We start from the raw sequence: 20341 nt of genomic DNA, 5'->3' as shown, positions 1-20341 counted from the left end.
GGCCGGGAGTGCTGAGGCGATCAGTCGGACAAATACCTTGTTTAATGCGAACATCGGGTCTCAAGGGGCGGTCTACGATCCGACGAAGGCCGATGCCACCTTTACGAGTAATCTGGGCACGATCACGGCAACCGGGACGAGCACGGTCGACACCTGTCTCAGTACTGCGACGACGGATGCGACAAGGCTTGCCTGTTATTCGACAGGAAGTGGCGGGACGACGACAACCACAACAACCAAGAGGGCAGATGCCGAGATCTGTACCGCCAGCACTGAATGTACTTCTGGCTATTGCGGTGGCACCTCTATAGATCGGCGTTGTATGCCAAACGGAACGGGGCAGGTGGGTCATGTCTGTTCTGTTAGTGCTAACTGCGGTTTAGCGATCTGCACCGGTGGGTTCTGTATCGCGAATGGTCTCCCGGCAGCCCCGAGTACTATTACGGTGACGAGGGGTAGTGTGACGTCAGAGAATTGTCCCCTCTTTGCTGTTGGTGACGCCGGTGGGACGGGGACGATGACGGTTGCGTCGAATCCTGCACAGACCTCGACGACCTTTGGTGCGAGTCTTCCTGTTACGACCGGCACCATGGATGACAGCTTTGATACTGTATCGAGTAGCGATAATACTCAATCAATGGCGGGGACCAAGAGTGGTAACACCTGGTCGATTACGATGACCACTACCTATAATGACATTGGTGGAGTCATGGGGAATTGTAATGTGACCTACTCTCAAACCCTGTCTGGAGCGATCTCACCGCTCTCTTGTACCTCAGTGACGGAGACGCTGACGGTTCTTTCAGGGGGAGAGGCGGCCAACTGTATGACGGTGGTGGGGAGTAACACCGAGGGTGCTACCTGTACCGCGGTATTTGCGAATGCCACCTGTAGTCAGTAGAAATAAATTGATCCTTCCCAGTTCTTCGGTAAACTTGGATCCTTAATGTCTTTGAGGTCCTTTCTCCTGCTATTCCTTCTTTTGGTCCCATCGTTTCTGAACGCGAGCCCCTTTGATCCGAAGCTCAAATGGAAGACTCTCAAGACTGCCCACTTCGCGATCCATTTCTATGAAGGAGAAGAGGAGGTGGTCGAACGGCTCGTGGAGGTTACGGAAGAGGCGTACCAGATCCTCTCCAAAAAATTTGATGCCTATCCGGTCGGACGGACAGAGGTCGTCGTCGTCGATCAGGAGGATGCCGCAAACGCCTTCGCGATGGTGATCCCGTACAATATGATCCTGCTCCGCGCCGTGGCCCCGACACCGGATAGCAATCTCGCCGATTATGACGAATGGCTTCGAGAGGTCTTCCTCCATGAGTATACCCACATTATCCATATCAGTGACACGCGGTATCCGGCGAAGGCGCTGAAGCTGATCGTCGGTAAGCTCATGGCCCCGAATGGGCTCTCGCCCGGTTGGGTCCCGGAGGGGATCGCGACTTATATGGAGACGGCGGAGACGACGCGAGGACGGGGTCGATCTTCTTATACGGAGATGTTGCTTCGGACCGATATCCTGAACGATCAGTTCCTGAAGCTCGATCAGATGGCGGGGGTTCAATACTCCTGGCCCGCCTGGCGTGCTCAATATCTCTACGGCGTCGCCTTTTGGAAATATCTTTCAGAGACGTATGGTGAAGAGAAGATCATTGACTTCAGCCACCGCTACGGCGCCTCGCTCTGGTTTTTTTCGCTGAACAACAAGGCGAAAAAGTCTTTTGGGAAAAGTTTCTATGATCTCTGGGAGGATTGGAAGGGCGAATTGTTGGTTCGTTATACAAAGGTGAAGGAGTCAGTCGGCAAGAGAGGCATGCGTGAAGGGGAACCCTGGCTTGAACCTGAAAGAGGCGAATCTTTCAATCTGCCTCGCTTTTCACCTTCTGGGGATTCGCTCGTCTATCTGACGACCTCGATCCATCATCGGACGGAATTGAGGCTTCGTGATCTGCAAAATGGGAAGGAAAAGGTTCTTCTGAAAAAGAAGGATATCCAGCAGCTCTCCTTTTCTCCCGATGGATCCAAGATTCTTTATTCGAGTATCGGCCGTCATAAACGTTATTATAATTATTCGGATCTCCATGAGATCGATATCGAATCGAGGAAATCAAAAAAACTCACAAAAGGGCTCCGGCTCAGGGATCCTGATTATTCACCGGATGGAAAGAGGGTGGTTTGTGTCCAGAATCAAATGGGGCGCTCGAGGCTCGTCGTTTATGATCTCGAAGAAAAAAATCTGGAGGAGTGGGGGGAGGCAGAGGTTCCGGTCGGAACGGAGTTCAATCATCCCCGCTGGTCTCCCGATGGAAAATGGATCGCTGTCTCCATCCATGAGAAAGGACAACGCGACCTCTGGCTCGTTGATGCGGAGACGGGGAAGAAGAGGAAGAAGATAACGAACGACAGGGGGGTGGAAGACAGACCCGAATGGGGCAGACGAGGGCGGTATCTCTACTATTCTTCGGACAGAGAGGGGATCTACAACATTCATCGCTATAATCTTCAGACCGGTCGACAGGAGAAGATAACTAACCTCCTCACGGGCGCCTTCGATCCGACCGTCTCCGCGACCGGCGAGCTTGCCTTTAGCTATTATAATGGGAGGGGGTTTGAGATTCGGCAGTGCCGGCAGCAGGGCTGTTTCGCTTCGTCGGCTAGTGCCTCCGCGCTCACCCTCATGGGCCCAGCAGGTCATGAACCTTCGCGCATAGAAGCCGCGCGTTTTCATGCCCCGCTGGGCCTCATGGGGTCCCCGACCGCTCCCGGCAAACCCGACTCGCTCTCCAGCCCTGCTGCCGGCACTATTTCCTCGTACACCCCCTTTCCCAAACTGCTGATTCCCCGTTACCTCCTCCCCGGCGCCGCGCTGATCGACAACGCCCTCTTTCTCTCGGCGATAATCAGCAACAATGATCCCCTCATGCGCCATTCGTGGTTCGGGGATGTGACCTATCGGAGTGACAATCAATTTGTCGGGTATGATTTTGGTTATGTTTACAGCCGCTTCTGGCCGAATTTTTTCGTTGGCTCTTCTTTTTATAGTGTCAATTTTGGGGATCTCTTCAGGACAGGAACCGATTTTTTTGAGGAAAGATGGAGGGCGCATGGTGGTTTTTCGTTCCCCATGGGAAGGCATACCGCCTCGATCAATTATTTTTTTGAGGATCGTTCGGTGGAGTCAGGGCTTCCTGCAGGGATCACTCTTTTGACGCTTGGGAACTATTCCGGAATCCATTCTCAATACCGCTACTCAAACCTTGAGAAATCGACCGCCGCGATTAGTCCGGAGAGAGGGCACACATTTTCACTCAATGGGCAGGTGACCGACACATTGCTCGGTGCCTCGGAACGTTTGGAACAGCAAGTAGCTTGGACAGACGCCCGAAAATTTTTCCACTTGGGGAGGCATCATGTCATTGCGATTCGAGGGGCAGGGGGGATCGCCTTTGGCGATCAACTGATCCAGGGAAATTTTGGTCTGGGGGGTTCTTTGGGCGAAAGTCCATTCACCGGTTCCTCCAGCCGGGTCTTTTCACTGCGCGGACTTCCGTTCTATACCTTTTCGAGGGATCGAGCCTGGGTTGCCTCTCTGGAATACAGACTTCCATTGTTCTACGTGGAACGAGGATTAGGGACGCTTCCGCTGCATGGAAATGCGGCGCACTTCGCCCTATTCGCCGACCTTGGAGATGCCTACCGCCGCAACAATCCTGTCTATGATCGACCGCTTCTGGGTGTTGGTGCCGAGCTTCGTGGGGAATTTGTGATCGGCTATTACCTTCCAATTACGGGACGTTTGGGTTACGGCATTATCGTGACGAATGGAGACCGGATCGCCGGTCTCTCCGATGCGCTGACCGGCGCTGATGCGAAGAATGGTGTTGTGATCCTGGAGGTTGGGACTTCGTTTTAGACTTTCGGACAAATCCTCTGAAACTCGGCCGGATCGGTTGACCTCGCAAGGGCGATCTCATAGGCGACCAATTTTTTCTGGACGAGAGAGGCCATTGCCTGATTCATCGTGATCATTCCGCTCTCTTGCTGACCGGTTTGCATCAGCGAAGAGATCTGATGGACCTTGTTTTCACGGATCAGATTATAGATCGCCATGTTGGGAATCAGAAGTTCTGTGGCCAAGGCACGTCCACCACCAATTTTTGGAAGGAGTTGCTGAGAGACAACTCCCTGCAGCACAAACGAGAGTTGTGTTCTGACCTGGGCTTGCTGATGAGGAGGAAAGGCATCGATGATCCGGTTGATCGTCGGAACGGCGCCGTTTGTGTGAAGAGTGGCAAAAACAAGATGCCCCGTTTCGGCAATCGTCAAGGCAGCTTCCATTGTCTCCAGATCCCACAGCTCACCGATCATGATGACATTCGGATCTTGTCTCAGAATATGTTTGAGGGCCCGGGTAAATCCCCCGGTATCTCTTCCGACCTCACGTTGGGAGATGAAGGCCTTTTTGGGTTCATGGGTAAACTCAATCGGCTCTTCAATCGTCATGATATGAACCTGACGGGTTGCATTGATCTGATCCAGCAGCGATGCGAGTGTTGTCGACTTTCCGGAGCCGGTCGGCCCAGTTACCAAAACGAGCCCATATGGTTTGCGGGTCAGGGCAACGACAGAAGGGGGGACGCCGAGTCGATCGGGTGGTGGGATCCCAAACGGAATCGCGCGAAAAGAACCAGCAACGGAATCTTTCTGGCGGTAGAGGTTTGCCCTGAAACGGGAAATCCCTCCGACGGAGAACGAAAGATCGAGCTCCTGTTCTTTTTCAAAGAGCTTGATTTGATCGGGTGGAAGGAATTCGTAACAAAGCTCCTTGGCCTGGCTGTCGGTTAGCGGTTCGGCTCCGATCACAACAAGCTCACCATCAATACGGAATTGAGGAGGGGAACCGGCGGCGACATGGAGATCGGAGGCATGCTTTTCAGTCATGACTTGCAAAAGCTCGCGGAGGTTGGGCATTGCCAGTGAGGATATCAAGAGTGTCAGATTCGAGCAATGAAAAATCTTCTAGCGTGATGGGACTGCGGATATCTTTGTGGGGCGAGACGGTTTCGCGAGTTTTTTAAACTCTTCGATATCCGAGGCATGGGCGAGGGCCACCTCGAAAGTGACGATCTTCTTCTGAACCAGTTCAGCGAGCGACTGATTGAGGGTCTGCATCTCTGTCCCCTCTTGCCCGACCTGCATTTGTGCAGGAATTTGGTGCAGCTTGTTTTCACGGATCAAATTGCGGATCGCCATGTTCGGAATCATGATTTCCATGGCGAGGGCGCGACCGCCATCGACTTTTGGGATCAGTTGTTGGCAGATGACCCCTTCGAGGACAAAGGAGAGTTGGGTTCGAATCTGTGCCTGTTGATGAGGGGGGAAGACATCGATAATCCGATTGATTGTCTGGACAGTCGAATTGGTATGAAGGGTCGCGAAGACGAGATGTCCTGTTTCTGAGCTGGTAATCGCAGCGGAGATTGTTTCGAGGTCCCGCATCTCTCCGATCAGGATCACGTCGGGATCTTGTCTCAAGACATATTTCAAGGCATCCTGAAACGTCGCCGAATCCTTTCCGATCTCTCGCTGACTGATGACTGATTTTTTGTGGAAATGGACGAACTCGATCGGGTCCTCGATCGTAATGATATGGACCTCTCGTTCCAGGTTGATTTTGTGAATCAGTGAGGCAAGCGTTGTCGACTTTCCGGATCCTGTTGGGCCGGTTACAAGGACAAGCCCCCTTGGCAGGTCATACAATTTTTGAACCACTGGGGGGATTCCGAGGGAATCTGCCGTTGGGATATTTGTTGGGATCGGCCGGAAGGCGCCAGCGACTGAGCCCTTCTGCATATAGATGTTGACGCGAAATCGGCCGAGCCCCTCAAATTCGATTGCCAGATCGCATTCATGTCGTACTTCGAATGTTGCCTTTTGCTCCGGGGAGAGGACACTAAAACAGAGCTCCTTGACCGATTCAGGCGTGAGGGGAGGGGCTGGTAAGGGGCTGATTTTCCCATCGATTCTGGCCTGTGGGGGGGCGCCAGCAACAAGATGGAGGTCCGAAGCCCCCTTTTCTATTATCATTTTGATAAGATTATTAATCATCTATTACTAATAGATGCTATCACAATTAATTACATTTAAAATCAAAAATTGATGACAGGGATGAAATCGGCTATAATGGCGGCATGACGATGACATTGAACCCCCAGCTTATGGAGCGTCTCACGACGGAGATGGTGAAGGAGGGGTTGATCAGTCCCGATCAGCTTGCCGTGGCCCGAGTCAGTCATGAGACTATGGGAGAAGATATTTCGGATATCCTTATTCGAAAAGGATTTGTCAGTGAGCCTGACTTTTTAAACTTTTTGGCCCAGTACCTTTCAATCCCCTATGTGTCCCTCAAAAAATATGTGATCGATCGGGATCTGGTGCACAAGGTCCCGCTTTCGGTGGCGAGACGGCATCGATTGATCCCCTTAAGAAAGGAAGACAAGGAAGTTGTTGTGGCGATGTCGGATCCCTTGAATCTCCATGCCGTTGAGGATCTGCGTCAGACATTAGGTTGCAAGATTCGTGCGGTCCTTGCCTCCTCCTATGAAATCGATGAGGCGATTCAAAAAACGTATAGTTTGAAGCGATCCCTGTCCGAGGTTTCTTTGGAGCTTGTGGAGTCTGTCAGCTCTGATGAACAAATGACATCGATGCATGAAGGAAGAAGGCTTGAGGAGATTGCCACAGGTCCCAAGGTGGTCCAATTGACCAATGAGATTATTGTCAGGGCCTCCCAGGAAGGGGCATCGGATATCCATATTGAACCGAGACGGACAGGGGTTCATGTCCGATATCGGGTTGATGGGCTCCTGGAAGAAAGACAGATTCTTGCGAGCGAAATGCATCTTCCGATTATTTCGCGTATTAAAATTATTTCCGGCATGGACATTGCCGAACGAAGACAGCCGCAGGACGGCAGATTGCGATTAAAAATCGGTGGCAAACCGGTCGATGTCCGGGTTTCGACCTACCCGACCCTTCACGGAGAAAAGGCGGTCCTTCGGATTCTTTCAACAGGAGGTGGTTTATCGATCGAAGATCTTGGCTTTTCCGAAAGTGAACGGAAAATTTTTTCGGAACTTTGTGGGGTTCCTCATGGGATCTTTCTGGTGACCGGTCCGACCGGCTCCGGGAAATCAACGACGCTCTATGCCGCTCTAGAACGTCTGAATTCTCCGGAAAAAAATATTGTTTCGATTGAAGACCCTGTGGAGAGAGAGATTGCCGGTGTCAGCCAGGCCCAGATTAATCCCAAGGCGGGGATTACCTTTGCCTCGGCCCTTCGTGCGATCTTGAGGCAAGATCCTGACATCATCATGCTCGGTGAGATTCGGGATCGTGAAACGGCAGAAATTGCCGTGAGGGCGGCGAACACCGGTCATATGGTCTTGTCGACACTTCATACCAACACCACGGCGGGTGCTGTGAGTCGACTTCTCGACTTGGGTGTCGAGCCTTTTTTACTTTCCTCTGCCCTTGTGGGGGTTATGGCCCAGAGGCTTGTCCGTCGCATCTGTCCACAATGTCGCGAGGAGTGTGCTCCTCCTCAGTTGGCCAGCGTTGAGCCGATTATTGGGGTCGTGAAAAAGTTTTATCGCGGGCGTGGCTGTACCAAATGCCGTCTCTCAGGTTTTTCGGGTCGGATCGGGATCTTTGAGCTCGCCCCTATTCGGGGGGCGGTGAGGGTCATGATCGATGAGGGGATGAATGAGTCAAAGATCGAAGAATCGTTCCGGAAAATCGGGGTGAAGACAATGCTGGAAGACGGGTTTGATAAAGTGGAAGCGGGTATGACAACGATCGAGGAGGTTTTAAGAGTCACGCAGCAGGAGGACTGATTTTCTTATGCCTCTTTTTTCCTACCGGGCTCGAGATCCTGCAGGGATGCTGATTACCGGTGAGCTTGAGGCGAATGCAGAAGATGCCCTCATGAGCCATCTTTCCAACCAGGGGTTGATTCCGCTTCGTGTGAGGAAGGTCGTCAAAGGTTTCCGTCTCCCCTCTCTTTCACGGATTTTTTCAAGACGGATTCGATCGGAAGAGCTGCTTGTCTTCACGCGCCAGTTTCAGACCCTTTTCAAGGCGGGGTTGGGAATGGACTCGATTTTTTCAGCCCTCTTGCGACAGTCGCGTAACAAGAAAATGGTCGAGGTGCTCCAGGGAATTCGATCTGCAGTGGCGAGTGGCTCGACCTTGGCTCAGGCCTTTTCTAAATTTCCGGAAGTCTTTCGTGAACTGTATGTCAATATGCTGGCTGCAGGTGAGGAGGCCGGGATCCTGGATGAGACCTTAAAACATCTGGGAGATCTCCTGGAAAAAGAGATCGGTATCCGGAGCGCCGTGAAGTCGGCGACCCTTTATCCGAAGATTGTGATTGCCACGCTTATGTTGGCAATCACGGTGTTGATGATTGTTGTCGTTCCGAAATTCGCTGCCTTTTATGCTAATTATAAGGCGGCCCTCCCTCTGCCAACTGTCATTCTGATGAAGATGAGTTATTTCTTTGTCCATTGGTGGTTTCTCCTTCTGGCGGCAGGTCTCCTTTTTCTTTTTCTGTACAGGAGATACAAGGCGACCTTGCGCGGGAAGATGAGGCTGGGGGAGTTGGCCTTCAAGCTTCCTGTTTTTGGACCACTCAATCTTCGGGTGGCCAATGCGCGGTTTTGTCACATCCTCTCCTCCCTTTATAAGAGTGGTCTGCCGATTACACGTGCCTTGGAGATTACAGGAGGAACGATTGAAAATGGCGCCTTTCAACGTGATGTCGATCAACTCCGGCTCGAGGTGACGCGGGGGAGGAGTCTTTCGGAGGGGATGCAGCAGTGTCGTTTTTTCACCCCTGTCATCGAGGAAGCAGTAGCGGCGGGTGAAAAATCAGGGGCCCTGGATGAGATGATGGATAGTGTCGGTTCCCATTATGATATGGAGGTGGGACATACCATCAAAAATCTTTCGACCCTGCTGGAGCCGATTCTCCTTTTCTTAATATTTGGAATGGTTGGGCTTTTTGCCCTCGCGATCTTCCTGCCGATCTGGAATATGACGACATTCGCAACTGGAACCCACTGATATTATCATCTTTAAAATATTAGTTTTCAAACATTAGAAAAAGGCATATATTATGGTCAATTAATAAGATAAATTGTTTGAAAGGAGGGACGTATGAGGCGAGGAGAAAAGGGTTTCACCATGATCGAACTGATCCTCGTGATTACCCTGCTTGGGATCCTGGCAGTGGTAGCGCTCCCCAGATTTTTTAACATGGGGACGCAGGCACGTCAGGCCTCTCGAGATGGGGTGGTGGCGAGTGTTCGATCCGGTGTTGCCCTATGGCGTGCCAATGATCTCGTGACAGGGGGACCGGGAAATTATCCGACGACGCTCGATGCCCAGGCGGATGGGGCCTGTGCCACCTGTTTCGGGACTGTGCTCGATCAGGCGCTCACTGACGGCAGCTGGACCAAGGCAGGTTTGGTCTACACCCATAATGATGGGGCAGCGACCACAAACTACACCTACAATCCAGCAACCGGCACGTTTCAGTAAAGCGTGTTCATAAAGGAGGCGGTGTGAGTGGGGAGAGGATTTACCCTTCTCGAGGTGATTTTTGTTATTGCGATCCTTGCGGTTCTTGTGATCACCGCCGTTCCGCGTCTTAACCTGTCGCCTGCCGGGCTTGATGCCGCAGCGAGGAAGATTCGTTCCGATATCCTCTATGCGCAATCTCTTGCGATGTCCCGTGGGGTTCCCCACGGGATTCTTTTTACAGCGGGGGGATCCTACATCCTCTATCAAGGTTCACCGGCGACTCCGATTACCGATCCACTGACAAGGACCAGTTTTTCCGAAGACCTGGATCGATTTTACCAGACATTTGTCACGAATGATTATCAGGTTGAATTTGATTTAATCGGTCAGCCGACGATCGGTGCCGGGGGGAATGTCGTCATCCAGAATGGGGTGGCAACAAAAATGATTCAGATCGGTGCCAACACAGGCAGGGTGACTATTCCATGAGACGTGAAACAGGATTTACTTTTATCGAAACTGTTTTGGCAATTTTGATCATCGGTATCGGCCTCTTCGGGATCATGAATCTTTTTCAGGGGACGGTCAGTACGTCTGTTGACACCGATCGGACGCTTCAGGCGACAGAGCTTGCGCGAGAGAGGATCGAGCGGATTCTCTTCGATAAGAAGATGAATGGTTATGATTACGTGACGACGGCGAATTACCCGATGATCGAAAGCTTCAGCGGTTCCTTCGCCCCCTTTTCAAGAACAATTTCCATTCGAGAGGTCGAGTCGGACAACTTCAATCTGGATCGTAACGGAAGTGGCTACAAGAGAGTCGCGGTCACCGTTTCCTGGGAGGGGGGGAGGGTCGTAATGCTTGAAACCCTCCTGACAAAATGGAACGAATAAATTCAAAAGGTTTTACGTTAATCGAGCTCATTCTGGCGATGACCCTTTTGGGAATTATCGTCGTTGTTTCTGGTGTCCTCATGGGACGTGGTGTCGATGCCTTCCGGTTTGTGACCGACAGAACTGATGTTGTCCAGCAGGCCCGTCTCGCGATGACGCGGGTTCAGAAGGAGCTAGAGCTTCTCAAGGAGGTTCAGGTCGCCTCTCCGGATCGTGTTGTTTTCCTGGATGAAACGTTGAGCCCCGTGGAGTTTCGTCTCGACGGAACCGATCTTCGTCAGGGGAACGATATCCTCGCCTCGGGGATTCAGAATTTGCGAATGACCTATTACCAGAGTAACGGCAATGAAACCTCCGCGGCCCCTCAGGTTCGCAGGATCCACATCGATATGACGTTGCAGACAGAACGTGGCTCCGGGACACTCGATTTGAGAACGGATATATTCCCAAGGAATTATATCTATGAGAATTTCAGATAAAAGAGGGTTCTCGTCACTTTTCGCAGCCGGATTGATCGTGCTCCTGTCTCTTTTTGGATTTGCGATCGCTTCCCTCGTGATGACCACGCAGTCGATTCATGCCGATCAACTCCTTTATGACCGCGCCTTTTATGTGACTCAGGCAGGTTTGGAATATGCGATGCGTAAAATTTATGAAGGTGTCAGTCCGGTGGTCGTCTCTCCCGGTATGGGCTTTGGAGGGGGCACTTTCACGATTGCCCGCGAGGGGCGTGTCGTTACGGTGACCGGAGTTTACAATACCTCCCAGGTCGTTCACAGTGTGACGAGTCCCTCTCAGGCGGATTGCACGGAGTTCGATCTTACGGATGTTGATCTGAATAATGATGGGCAAAATCTTCAACATATTCAATTCGAAAAAATCTGTCTGGAACAGGCTGTGATCGACAAGATTGTTGCCTCCTGGACAAATCCTGGTTCTGAGGGACTCAGAAAGATTCGGATCGAAAGCCAAACCGTCTATGATGAGCCCCCGGTCCTTTCGGGACAGACCACGGAACTCGCCGATTACATCATGACGGGAAACAATATGAATAATGTGAATGAAATGAGGTTTACGAACAATATGGAGGGGAAAACCTTCACGATCAATTTCATGATGGGGGATGGAAGTGCCGAAAGTTATACCTTTACTCCTGATTAAAAGTGAGGAGAGGGGAGGATCCCTGCTCGCGATTGTTTTTCTCCTCTCCCTCCTTTCGATTATGGGTTGGACACTGGTCAGTCTTGTCTCGACGAACCAGACGGTTCGAACCGATCTCATCTCTCAGGATCAGGCGACATTTACCAATCTGGCGGGGATCGAATATGCGCTCCAGCGTTTTTATGAAGGACGAAGCCCTGAAGTGGCAGAGACCATATTGGGACGTGGCAGCTTTCATGTTGAAAGAGACGGATCCAGCGTCATGGTTACGAGCCGTTCCGGGCCTTCACAAGTCCTTCATAGTGTCTCTCTCCCGACACAGGCGGATTGCTTACTGATCGATACCTCAGAGTCCCATACCCATGATCGGGGTTCCGAGCTTGCGCGGATTTGGCTCACGAAGCGATGCGGGGAAGAGGTTGTTTTAGACAAGATGGTCCTTTCGTGGGAGTCCGATGGGGGAGAAAGTTATGAGAAAGTTCGCTTGAGTTCCATTAGTGATAGTCGACTTTATGATGCGCCCCCGGTGATCCAGTCCGGAGAGCTTGTCGATCTCATCGACGGTCGCATGCGACGTAATCAACGGTACAAACTGAAGGAGATCCGCTATCGGAAGGTAGAGGGGGTTGGGAGACCTGATATGAGGCAGAAAGACTCCTTTCGACTCAAGCTCTTTTTTGGGGATGGAAGCTCCCAGGAGGTCCATTTTACGCTGGCTGCCTGTCCTCATTCGAGCTGTTAATTCCTTTGCCGAAATAGCCAAAAAGTACTATAATTCCGGCAACTTCAAGGGGGAGACGTGTACCTCGATTTTTTTTCATTTTCAGAGCCGCCTTTTGATATCACTCCCGACACCCGTTTTCTTTACCTTTCTCCGCAGCATGAGGAGGCGATTCAGACGCTCGTGTACGGGGTTCAGAAGAGACGCGGATTTGTGATCCTGACAGGAGAGGTCGGGACAGGAAAGACCACCTCGATTCGCGAATTTCTAAATCGACTCAATGGTTCCGTGGAAACCTCGCTTGTTTTAAACCCTCTTCTCTCGACGCTCGACCTCTTGCAGGCGATCAATCGGGATTTCGGTCTCGAGATCAAGGAGGGGAGTTCCATCCAGGAGCAGATTTCTCTGCTCAATAGTTTTTTGCTTCGATGTGACAGGGAGCAGAGGACAGTCGTTGTGATTATTGATGAGGCCCAAGATCTCTCACTCGAGGCACTCGAGATGGTCAGACTCCTCTCCAATCTGGAGACCGAAAGCCACAAACTTCTTCAATTGATTCTTGTTGGCCAGCCAGAGCTGGAGACGAAGATGGGCCAGCAGGAGTTGCGACAACTTCGGCAGAGGATACAGCTACGTTATGCCTTGACTCCCCTCGATGTCCAACAGACAAAAAATTATATTCTTTATCGGTTGAAGGCGGCGGCACCAAAATGTTGTCTCGTTTTTCAACCCGATGCCTTCGAGAAGATTCATCATTACACCGGTGGGATTCCTCGATTGATCAATGCGCTTTGTGACCTGACGCTTTTGGCTGCTTATACGCATGAGACCCATGTGATTACGAAAAGAGTCGTTGATATTGCTTTCAAAGATTTGGGAGATAAATCGTGGATGCGTAAGAAAGGACTCCTATGTCTCTCCTCCATGAAGCGCTGAAAAAAGCGGAAAAAACAAAGGCGAGTGCTACTCCTTCTGAAATATTCGTGGATGGTGTTGTTGACCCTCCGAAGAAGACCGATATTCGGCTCTATCTCCTTCTCGCGATAGCCCTGATGGGGCTTCTTGTTGCTGTTTATTTTCAGTTCTTGAAGCCTCAAGGGGGAATCTCTGCGAGATCTGCTCTTTCACCTCCGACGCCACTGGGGATTGCTGGCGGGCCCGGTGTTCCTGCCCTTCACGAGGAGGCTGAAGGGTATCTCAAGACAGGCCAATGGGCCAAGGCGAGAGGGATTCTCGAAAAACTGGTTATTCTCGAACCGTTGGATCCTGAATCCTACAATAACCTGGGGCTTGCTCTGAAAAAACTTGGGAACAAGGAGGGGGCTTATGAGCAATACAAAAAAGCGCTGGCCCTTCGCGCCGACTATCCAGAGGCGATGAATAATCTGGGGGCGCTCTATCTCGCGGACAAAAAGTTTGATGAGGCGAGAAACCAGTTTCAGCGTCTTTTGGAGCTGAAGCCTGACTCTGCCGAGGCCCATTTTCATATCGGCCTGATCGCCGAGGCCCAAGGGAAAAATGAGGAGGCGCGTCGCAGTTATCAAAAATTTCTTGAGCTGGCAAAAGACCTCGATCCCCAATTTTTTATGGAGGTTCAAAATCGGATCAAAACCTTGGAGGCCTCATCAGGATAACTTATGAACCCTTTTGTTTCTCTGATTCAGAAAAAAGTTCAAGACTTCATTGATCGAAAACCGATCCTGGGTCTTGATTTCGGGCGGGCAGGGGTCAAGATCGTTGTTCTCGAGAAATTTAAAGATCAGGGAGAGTCACGGGTCCGTTTTTCTTTCTATCCTCATCCTGTTGAAAGTAGCGAACCTGCTTCACTCCATGCCTTTCAGGCCTTCCTGAAGCAAGAAGGGATCGCCCATCTGCCGGTAGCCTGTAATATTGATGATCCTTCCCTCAAGATCCGGTCTCTGGATCTCCCCAAAATGCCAACCTCTGATTTAAACGAGGCCTTGAAGTGGCAACTTCGCGATGTGACGGAGGATCCGATCGACAAGTATCTGATCCGGCATACCCTTCTTCAGGAATACAAGGCCGCAGGGGGCGAACGTCTGGCATTAATTATTTATGCCATCCATCGGGAGGCTGTTGAAAAGAGGATCGAACTTCTTTCTCAACTTTCGCTCAAGCCGCGGTTGATCGAGCCGACTCCGGTCGCTTTTTTGTCTTGCTTGGACAGGATACTTCCTTGGGCGGAAGGGGCTGTCTATGGTTTGCTTGATCTGGGGGAGGGGCACGCCTCCTTTATCGCTGTGGCCGACAGGAAACTTTTGTTTTCAAGACCGCTGGTCGAGATTTCCGGTGAGGAGTTGATGCGGTTTATCATGCGTGAGCTGTCTGTCCCCGAGGCGGAGGCAAAGGAGCTTAAGGAGAAACTTGTGCACAATGGCGGGAGCGCGCTTGAGGAACGGCTTCAGTCGGTTCTCTCCCTTTTTTACTCGCGGATTGCGATTGAGGTGCAGCGATCTTTGGATGGATTTGCACTGCTTTTTCAACAAAAGGGGCGGATTGAGACAATCTTCCTCTGTGGTGGAGGGGCGCGTTTTCCGTCCCTGGCAGAATTTTTGACGAAGAATGTCGGGATCCGAGTCGATTTTTCCGATCCTTTTCAAGGGTGGAATGTGCCGGCAGGGAAAGAGCATTGTTTGTATTTCGGAGCGATCGGCTTGGCCTTGTATAGATATAGATAGGATTCTATTTGAAGTGGTTGTTTTACTGATAGAGAGCGAGTATTGGCCGGATCGGATTCACTTCGTCCGGCCAAACGGAGCGAACGATGAAACAGCGGTTATCAGATGGGGGGTTCGGGGGGAGAGCGGGATATCCCCCTGAGTTCAAATGATTCAACACGTTAACTTTTTTGAAAAGGCGACTTTTGTTTTGACCTATCGGAAGATGGCGACCGTCGTGGTGATGCTCGTCGGTTTTTTTGTTTTGAGTTATGGCCTCGTCTGGGTTCAGGCCGGGTATTTCGAGAAAAAAGTTTTGAAACTGACCGAAGAGGTGAACCAGCTCAAGATCAAGCAGGAGAAGCTCTTTACCGAATCGACAGCGACAAAGGATCTGAGCGGCAAGGAGCTTGTTCGGCAATTCTTCAGCCGTCTGCCACAGTGGTCTCAGGTTTTACAACGCATGGTTAAGGTCATGCCGACAGGTGTTTGGCTTGTGAGTCTCAAATCATACGAGAAGGCGGATCTTTCTAGCGGACGCGGCTTGCTCCTTTCCGGCGAGGCGAAAGAGGCGCGAGACGTCTCTCTTTTTTTGAAGGAGCTCGATTTGACCCCGTATTTTGTCAAACCGATCTTGACAGATTCAAAACAGGAAAAACGCGGGACAGCGCGTGTTTTTACATTCACGATCGATCTGGGGATTAGCTCTCATTTGAAGCCGGTAGAGTCCTCCTAATTTTGAAGAGGTTTCTTTATGGAAAAAGTGGATTGGAATCAGACGGCGAGCCAGCGGGAACAGATTCTTTTTTTACTCATCGCTGTTTTTTTCATTTTTCTGGTTCTTGAAGTCGGATTTCTCCCCAAATATCGTGAAATCAAGACCAGCCGACAACGCCTTCATGCCCTCGAGGTGGAGCGAAGCGCATTGGCCAAATTCATGGAAAAAACACCAGTTGTGCGTCGTTCTTCTTCCCAAAACGGGGCAAAAGATATAAAGCTAAAAATCCTGGATGGTGAGATGGAGGCTTTGTCACGAGAGCTCCCGGAGCTTCTTCCCAGGATTACTGATTTTTCTTTTTTGAAAGGGGTCCGGGTTGAGGCTTTCTCTTTCCAGCCAGATATCTCTGAGGGGGGTTATATTCGAACAGATTTCTTGATGGAGGCCAAAGGGAGTTTTAATGATCTGGTGAGGTATCTGGAGCGTTTGGAGAATTTCCCGGCGTTATTTCAGGTCCGGGATATTATTATGAATGTTTCCGAAGGAGACACGACGAAGGTTCATGCGGAGATCGCCGGCCGATTTTTCAGGATGGGAGGACAGAGGAAGACGCCATGAAGCGTACATTGATTCTAGGGTTTCTTTTTATTCTCTTGCCCCTCTCTTTGGGGGCGACATCTTTTTCAGATCTGGCTCGTGAAGAGTTTGAAAAAGGTCCGCGCGCCCTCGTCCCTTTTCCTCGCAGTCCCTTTGCGCCGGGTGTGAAGGGGGAAGAGGAGGTTGATCTTGGGACACTGCTCGTGGAGGGGATTGTTTGGGGTGACGATATAAAAATGGCACTTCTTTCCGGAAAGGTGGTTCAGGAAGGGGATTTACTGGGAAAATATGAGGTCAAAAAGATTGAAAGGGATCGTATCTCGCTTGTCCAAAGGGATGTTGTCTATCCCCTCCTTCTCCAAAATTATGTTCCTCCTCCCCCAGACAGGAAGAAGGGGGCTGGATACCAAGTGGAGTTCCGAAATGCGGGACTCAAGGATGCGATTCGGCTTCTCGCGATGGCAGACAGGTTGAATATTATCGCCCCTGAAAACCTTTCCGGGGAGGTGACGGTTTCTCTCTATCAGATCAAGCTCATGCAGGCGATACGATCGATCCTTCGTGTCAATGGATATGAGTATGCGGTGGAGTCGGACATTATTCGTATCGGGAAACCTGAGGATTTTGCGGGGGGGACCGACCTCATGACAACGACCTTTTCCCTCCGTTATGCGACTGCAACCGATCTTGTCGCTTCGGTCAGGCCTCTTCTTTCTGATCGTGGGCAGGTGATTGCGGATGCCCGAACCAACACGCTGACCGTAAAAGATCGGGATCCGATCATTGCCAGCATCCACTCACTCTTGAGAGAAATTGATCGGAAAGATCGTCAGGTCAGGATCGAGGCGAGGATTATCGATGCGACTCGGGATTTTTCACGCTCCTTGGGGGTCCGGTGGGGGGTGGCAGGGACGAAAGGGAACACAACAGTTTCCGGGACTCAAGATGTCGCGACAAGCAAGGATACCGACAAGCCTTTTAATGTCAATTTGGGGGCCGAGGGGGCGACGAGCGGAGTCACGTTTCTCGTCGGGAAGATCGGAGGGTGGTTTGATATTGAAGGGCAGTTGACCGCTGCAGAGCAAAAAGGGGATATCAGCATCCTCTCCAAGCCGACGGTCTCCACATTAAATAATATGCCGGCCAAGATCCGGAGCGGGACAAAGATCTACGTCAAATCGACCTCAACGATCAGTCTGGGGACAACGGCGGGGTCTGCTGGGGGAGACACATCGGGTCTTCAGGAGATCGATACCGGGATTGAGTTGACCGTGACCCCCCAGATCACTGTCGACAATACCGTGAAGTTAAAGATCGATGCGACACAGAGCGAGGCCGATTTTTCCCGCACGGTTGATGGGATTCCAGCGGTTGTCGACAGTACCGCCTCAACCACTGTCTTGCTGGAGGATGGTTCCACCGCTATCATCGGCGGATTGTATCGGGTTCGTTCCTCGATCCAAAAGAGGGGGGTCCCTGGGTTTAACAGGATTCCCGTTATTGGATATTTGTTTCAAAATAAGTCCAAAACAAAAACTGATACCGAGCTTATGATCTTTATCACACCTAAAATTGTTAGTTTCTAGCGTGTTCAAGAAATCTCTTTTAATCATTTTGGTTGGCTTGTTGTCTGCCTGTGCCTCAAAGACGCACCACCCGGCGCTCAAGAAAAATTTTTTAAAAGGCTATGAGGCGCTGAATGAAAATAATGCCGATCAGGCGATTCTGTCTTTTGAACAAATAAAAAATCTCGATGTCGGGATGAGGGATTACATCCTCTATTATCTTGGCAAGGCCTATCTGAAAGCGGAGCGGTGTGAGGAGGCCCATGAGGTTTTCAGGGAGCTTATTTCCGAATACCCGAAGAGTCGATGGTCGGGGGTCGCCAGATTTCAGGGGAACCATTGCCCCCCTCTCGAGGAGATCGCAGAGAAACCCAAACCGATCCTTTGCGAAGATTTTCCTCACTTAAGAGATCAGGCCGAATGTTTTTTTAGTCGGCGACAGTATCGATCGGCGAAGGAGCTTTATGCGCAATTGGCGATGGAGGGGGCACCGGGGAGTCTTGATGATCTTATCCGGCTCTCCCAATCAGCCACACGGTCTCAAGACTATGAGATGGCGCTGAAGACAAATTTCAGGATTCGTGAGCTCTATCCCCAAAAGGCGGTGTCGCGGACCGCCCTTCATAATATCGCCTATTTGTACCAGGCGTCCGGCCAGTATCGTGAGGCGATTTTGCTCATGCAGTCTTTGTTGGAGGAGGCCGATTCGCCAAGAAAACGGCGTCAATGGTTTGAGAAGATAGGGTGGGATCACTACCGACTCGGGGGATGGTCGAATGCCGTAGAGGCCTTCGATCAATCCCTGGCGGAAGAGGAAAGTGCCTTTAGTCTTTATTGGAAGGGGAGGAGTCTGGAGAGGCTCAAAAGAAAGAAGGAGGCGAAAGAGACCTATCGCTCTTTGCTGGATCGCTACCCGGCGACCTATTACGGAATCCGGGCCGTCTCACGACTCCACGGTTCTCCTTCCGGAGGTGTTCTGAAAGGATGGTGGCCGAGGACCTTTTCTCTTCGTTGGTATCAGGAGAAACTTCTTCTGGAACCTTCAGAGGATCTGAAGAGAATTGAAGAGCTCAAGTCACTTCAGCTGGAGAAGGATGCCGAGGTGGAGATTCGTAAGCTCAGGGCGGAGAAACGATATCCCCTTCCGGGTGATCTGAGAAAAATCAAAAAAGAGAAGGACAACTTCGTTATCAAACTTCGTATTCCTCGGACGGAGCATCTCGTGTATCGGCTCCCTTACGCCGATTTCCTTTTGTCTCAGGCCGCCTTGAGAGGAGAGACAAATCCTTATCTCCTCTATGCCATGATGAGACAGGAGAGTCAGTATCGGGAATCGGTTGTCTCACCCGTCGGCGCGATTGGGCTGCTGCAGGTGATGCCGCTCACGGGGGAAAGGTTGGCCGAAGAGGCCAAGTGGTCTTTTTTTGAGCGTGAGTGGCTCTTTGAGCCGATGACAAATATTGAGCTCGCGGTTCTCTATATAGACAAACTCTCTCGCCAGTTTGACCAAAAGTGGTACCTGATCGCAGCAGCCTATAATGCGGGAGAAGCGGTGGTCGAAAATTGGCAGCGTGATAAGTCAGCGCTCTCCGAGGAAGAGTTTATCGAAGAGATCCCGTATCAGGAGACGCGGGATTATGTGAAGAAGATCTATACGAATTGGGCTGCTTATCGGTGGATTTATCAGTAACTATCAGAGCTCTATCTTGACTCTCGTGTCTGCCAGGCATGGTAGATCTCTGTAAGTTCTCTAACACGTTCGTCCAATCTTTCTGGATCCACCGGGATAGGATAGGTAGACCCATCCTCTTCCTCGACATACCCTTCGAGTGTTTCCGGATTAAAGTGAAACGTTCCACGCGCATTATTCCTAAGACTCGATCCCGTGAATCCAGGACGATGATCCCTTAAATAGATTCCGAAGTCTCTTTGAGCCGACTCTGACATCCCTTGCTGAAAAGAGAGTGTTGCCAATGCAAACCCCATTTCGACGACAGGGGTCAAAAACTCTATTCTTTCCCTTCTCGCCTCTTCCGCAAGCCTGTCCATTTCATCCTGAAAGCGCTTTCGTGCCTCTTGGAACTTGGGATCGAGCAAAGGGGGAATTCTATATTTGGAATGATCTCTAGGAGAACTGGGAGAGGGATGACCATCCCGAAGGCGCTCTAATTGGGAAACCGCTTCTTCTGGTGACAGGGCTTCTGGTGGTAGTGCCTCGGGCGAAGTAGGTCTGTCTCGATAACGATCAAGGAGGGCCAGAGGTGTTTCTTCTCTCTCTCTTTGTGTCCTAGAAGTAGGGTCGCCTTGTTTTTTTCGAAATAAAAGAAATGGGCTTAGAAAACCAGCAGCCACCGATACGCCAATCACAACCCCCGTACTGAAGCGCATCTCCCCCCTCCTGACACACTCCTCGTATAAGA

20 protein-coding genes are annotated in these 20341 nt (G+C 51.0%); 17 read left to right on the top strand and 3 right to left on the bottom strand.

The genetic code is table 11. The annotated features are described in order from the left end of the window. Together HYT76_06990 and HYT76_06985 are read left to right on the top strand one after the other, a co-directional pair. Nucleotides 1-901, top strand: a 901-nt coding sequence (locus HYT76_06990) for a hypothetical protein (protein ID MBI2083301.1), incomplete at its 5' end; no start/stop codon positions are given. Nucleotides 902-946: 45 nt separating this feature from the next. Further along, on the top strand, nt 947-3913 hold the full coding sequence (locus tag HYT76_06985) for a PD40 domain-containing protein (GenBank protein MBI2083300.1): 2967 nt from the start codon (nt 947-949) through the stop codon (nt 3911-3913). Here the strand turns inward: HYT76_06985 and HYT76_06980 are convergent. Together HYT76_06980 and HYT76_06975 are read right to left on the bottom strand one after the other, a co-directional pair. Beyond that, entirely contained in the window at nt 3910-4971 is a 1062-nt protein-coding gene (locus HYT76_06980; protein MBI2083299.1) for a type IV pilus twitching motility protein PilT, read from the bottom strand. The two genes, HYT76_06985 and HYT76_06980, sit on opposite strands and share 4 nt — an antisense overlap. 48 nt (nt 4972-5019) lie before the next feature. Next, nucleotides 5020-6108, bottom strand: a complete 1089-nt coding sequence (locus HYT76_06975; protein ID MBI2083298.1) for a type IV pilus twitching motility protein PilT — start codon at nt 6106-6108, stop codon at nt 5020-5022. A gap of 83 nt (nt 6109-6191) precedes the next feature. Here HYT76_06975 and HYT76_06970 point away from each other — a divergent pair, with 83 nt between their 5' ends. From HYT76_06970 to HYT76_06900, 15 genes are all read left to right on the top strand, one after another. After that, nucleotides 6192-7895: a type II/IV secretion system protein gene (locus HYT76_06970; GenBank protein ID MBI2083297.1), complete on the top strand. Its 1704-nt coding sequence runs from the start codon at nt 6192-6194 to the stop codon at nt 7893-7895. Nucleotides 7896-7902: 7 nt separating this feature from the next. Then, on the top strand, nt 7903-9126 hold the full coding sequence (locus HYT76_06965; GenBank protein ID MBI2083296.1) for a type II secretion system F family protein: 1224 nt from the start codon (nt 7903-7905) through the stop codon (nt 9124-9126). 93 nt (nt 9127-9219) lie between these two features. Then, nucleotides 9220-9603 carry a type II secretion system protein gene (locus HYT76_06960; protein MBI2083295.1) on the top strand — a complete coding sequence of 128 codons (384 nt, stop codon included), beginning with the start codon at nt 9220-9222 and terminating at the stop codon, nt 9601-9603. Nucleotides 9604-9630: 27 nt separating this feature from the next. Beyond that, a complete protein-coding gene (locus HYT76_06955) occupies nt 9631-10074 on the top strand; it encodes a prepilin-type N-terminal cleavage/methylation domain-containing protein (protein ID MBI2083294.1) in 444 nt (147 codons plus the stop codon). Next, nucleotides 10071-10481: a prepilin-type N-terminal cleavage/methylation domain-containing protein gene (locus HYT76_06950; protein MBI2083293.1), complete on the top strand. Its 411-nt coding sequence runs from the start codon at nt 10071-10073 to the stop codon at nt 10479-10481. Before HYT76_06955 ends, HYT76_06950 begins: the two co-directional genes overlap by 4 nt. After that, a complete protein-coding gene (locus HYT76_06945; GenBank protein ID MBI2083292.1) occupies nt 10469-10960 on the top strand; it encodes a prepilin-type N-terminal cleavage/methylation domain-containing protein in 492 nt (163 codons plus the stop codon). Before HYT76_06950 ends, HYT76_06945 begins: the two co-directional genes overlap by 13 nt. Beyond that, nucleotides 10944-11642: a hypothetical protein gene (locus HYT76_06940; protein MBI2083291.1), complete on the top strand. Its 699-nt coding sequence runs from the start codon at nt 10944-10946 to the stop codon at nt 11640-11642. The genes HYT76_06945 and HYT76_06940 overlap by 17 nt, the downstream gene beginning before the upstream one ends. Then, nucleotides 11611-12384, top strand: coding sequence for a hypothetical protein (locus HYT76_06935; GenBank protein MBI2083290.1), 774 nt, complete (start codon nt 11611-11613; stop codon nt 12382-12384). Before HYT76_06940 ends, HYT76_06935 begins: the two co-directional genes overlap by 32 nt. A 57-nt stretch (nt 12385-12441) precedes the next feature. Next, nucleotides 12442-13299 carry an AAA family ATPase gene (locus HYT76_06930; protein MBI2083289.1) on the top strand — a complete coding sequence of 286 codons (858 nt, stop codon included), beginning with the start codon at nt 12442-12444 and terminating at the stop codon, nt 13297-13299. Next, nucleotides 13275-13997: a tetratricopeptide repeat protein gene (locus tag HYT76_06925; protein MBI2083288.1), complete on the top strand. Its 723-nt coding sequence runs from the start codon at nt 13275-13277 to the stop codon at nt 13995-13997. The genes HYT76_06930 and HYT76_06925 overlap by 25 nt, the downstream gene beginning before the upstream one ends. Before the next feature lie 3 nt (nt 13998-14000). After that, nucleotides 14001-15062: a pilus assembly protein PilM gene (gene pilM, locus HYT76_06920; GenBank protein ID MBI2083287.1), complete on the top strand. Its 1062-nt coding sequence runs from the start codon at nt 14001-14003 to the stop codon at nt 15060-15062. A 148-nt stretch (nt 15063-15210) separates the two neighbouring features. After that, nucleotides 15211-15777, top strand: coding sequence for a PilN domain-containing protein (locus HYT76_06915; GenBank protein MBI2083286.1), 567 nt, complete (start codon nt 15211-15213; stop codon nt 15775-15777). Nucleotides 15778-15795: 18 nt separating this feature from the next. Beyond that, the gene (gene pilO, locus HYT76_06910; GenBank protein ID MBI2083285.1) at nt 15796-16377 is read left to right on the top strand and encodes a type 4a pilus biogenesis protein PilO; all 582 of its coding nucleotides are present in this window, start codon (nt 15796-15798) and stop codon (nt 16375-16377) included. Continuing rightward, nucleotides 16374-17942, top strand: coding sequence for a hypothetical protein (locus HYT76_06905; protein MBI2083284.1), 1569 nt, complete (start codon nt 16374-16376; stop codon nt 17940-17942). Before pilO ends, HYT76_06905 begins: the two co-directional genes overlap by 4 nt. A gap of 1 nt (nt 17943) precedes the next feature. After that, nucleotides 17944-19611, top strand: a complete 1668-nt coding sequence (locus tag HYT76_06900) for a transglycosylase SLT domain-containing protein (GenBank protein ID MBI2083283.1) — start codon at nt 17944-17946, stop codon at nt 19609-19611. Between the two features lie 11 nt (nt 19612-19622). On the opposite strand, the gene HYT76_06895 is transcribed toward HYT76_06900, so the two are convergent. Further along, nucleotides 19623-20309 (bottom strand): hypothetical protein, encoded by a 687-nt coding sequence (locus HYT76_06895; protein MBI2083282.1) that lies wholly within the window; start codon nt 20307-20309, stop codon nt 19623-19625. Between the last annotated feature and the right edge of the window lie 32 nt (nt 20310-20341).

The organism is Deltaproteobacteria bacterium (assembly GCA_016180845.1).
Lineage (GTDB): Bacteria > UBA10199 > UBA10199 > JACPAL01 > JACPAL01 > JACPAK01.
Note: the sequence above shows the minus strand (reverse complement) of the source record. Positions and strands in the feature narration are given on the sequence as shown.

Coding starts and splice junctions, on each gene's coding strand:
- HYT76_06985 (MBI2083300.1), top strand. CDS start 947: ATGTCTTTGAGGTCCTTTCTCCTGCTATTCCTTCTTTTGGTCCCATCG.
- HYT76_06980 (MBI2083299.1), bottom strand. CDS start 4,971: ATGCCCAACCTCCGCGAGCTTTTGCAAGTCATGACTGAAAAGCATGCC.
- HYT76_06975 (MBI2083298.1), bottom strand. CDS start 6,108: ATGATTAATAATCTTATCAAAATGATAATAGAAAAGGGGGCTTCGGAC.
- HYT76_06970 (MBI2083297.1), top strand. CDS start 6,192: ATGACGATGACATTGAACCCCCAGCTTATGGAGCGTCTCACGACGGAG.
- HYT76_06965 (MBI2083296.1), top strand. CDS start 7,903: ATGCCTCTTTTTTCCTACCGGGCTCGAGATCCTGCAGGGATGCTGATT.
- HYT76_06960 (MBI2083295.1), top strand. CDS start 9,220: ATGAGGCGAGGAGAAAAGGGTTTCACCATGATCGAACTGATCCTCGTG.
- HYT76_06950 (MBI2083293.1), top strand. CDS start 10,071: ATGAGACGTGAAACAGGATTTACTTTTATCGAAACTGTTTTGGCAATT.
- HYT76_06945 (MBI2083292.1), top strand. CDS start 10,469: ATGGAACGAATAAATTCAAAAGGTTTTACGTTAATCGAGCTCATTCTG.
- HYT76_06940 (MBI2083291.1), top strand. CDS start 10,944: ATGAGAATTTCAGATAAAAGAGGGTTCTCGTCACTTTTCGCAGCCGGA.
- HYT76_06925 (MBI2083288.1), top strand. CDS start 13,275: ATGTCTCTCCTCCATGAAGCGCTGAAAAAAGCGGAAAAAACAAAGGCG.
- pilM (MBI2083287.1), top strand. CDS start 14,001: ATGAACCCTTTTGTTTCTCTGATTCAGAAAAAAGTTCAAGACTTCATT.
- HYT76_06915 (MBI2083286.1), top strand. CDS start 15,211: ATGATTCAACACGTTAACTTTTTTGAAAAGGCGACTTTTGTTTTGACC.
- pilO (MBI2083285.1), top strand. CDS start 15,796: ATGGAAAAAGTGGATTGGAATCAGACGGCGAGCCAGCGGGAACAGATT.
- HYT76_06905 (MBI2083284.1), top strand. CDS start 16,374: ATGAAGCGTACATTGATTCTAGGGTTTCTTTTTATTCTCTTGCCCCTC.
- HYT76_06895 (MBI2083282.1), bottom strand. CDS start 20,309: ATGCGCTTCAGTACGGGGGTTGTGATTGGCGTATCGGTGGCTGCTGGT.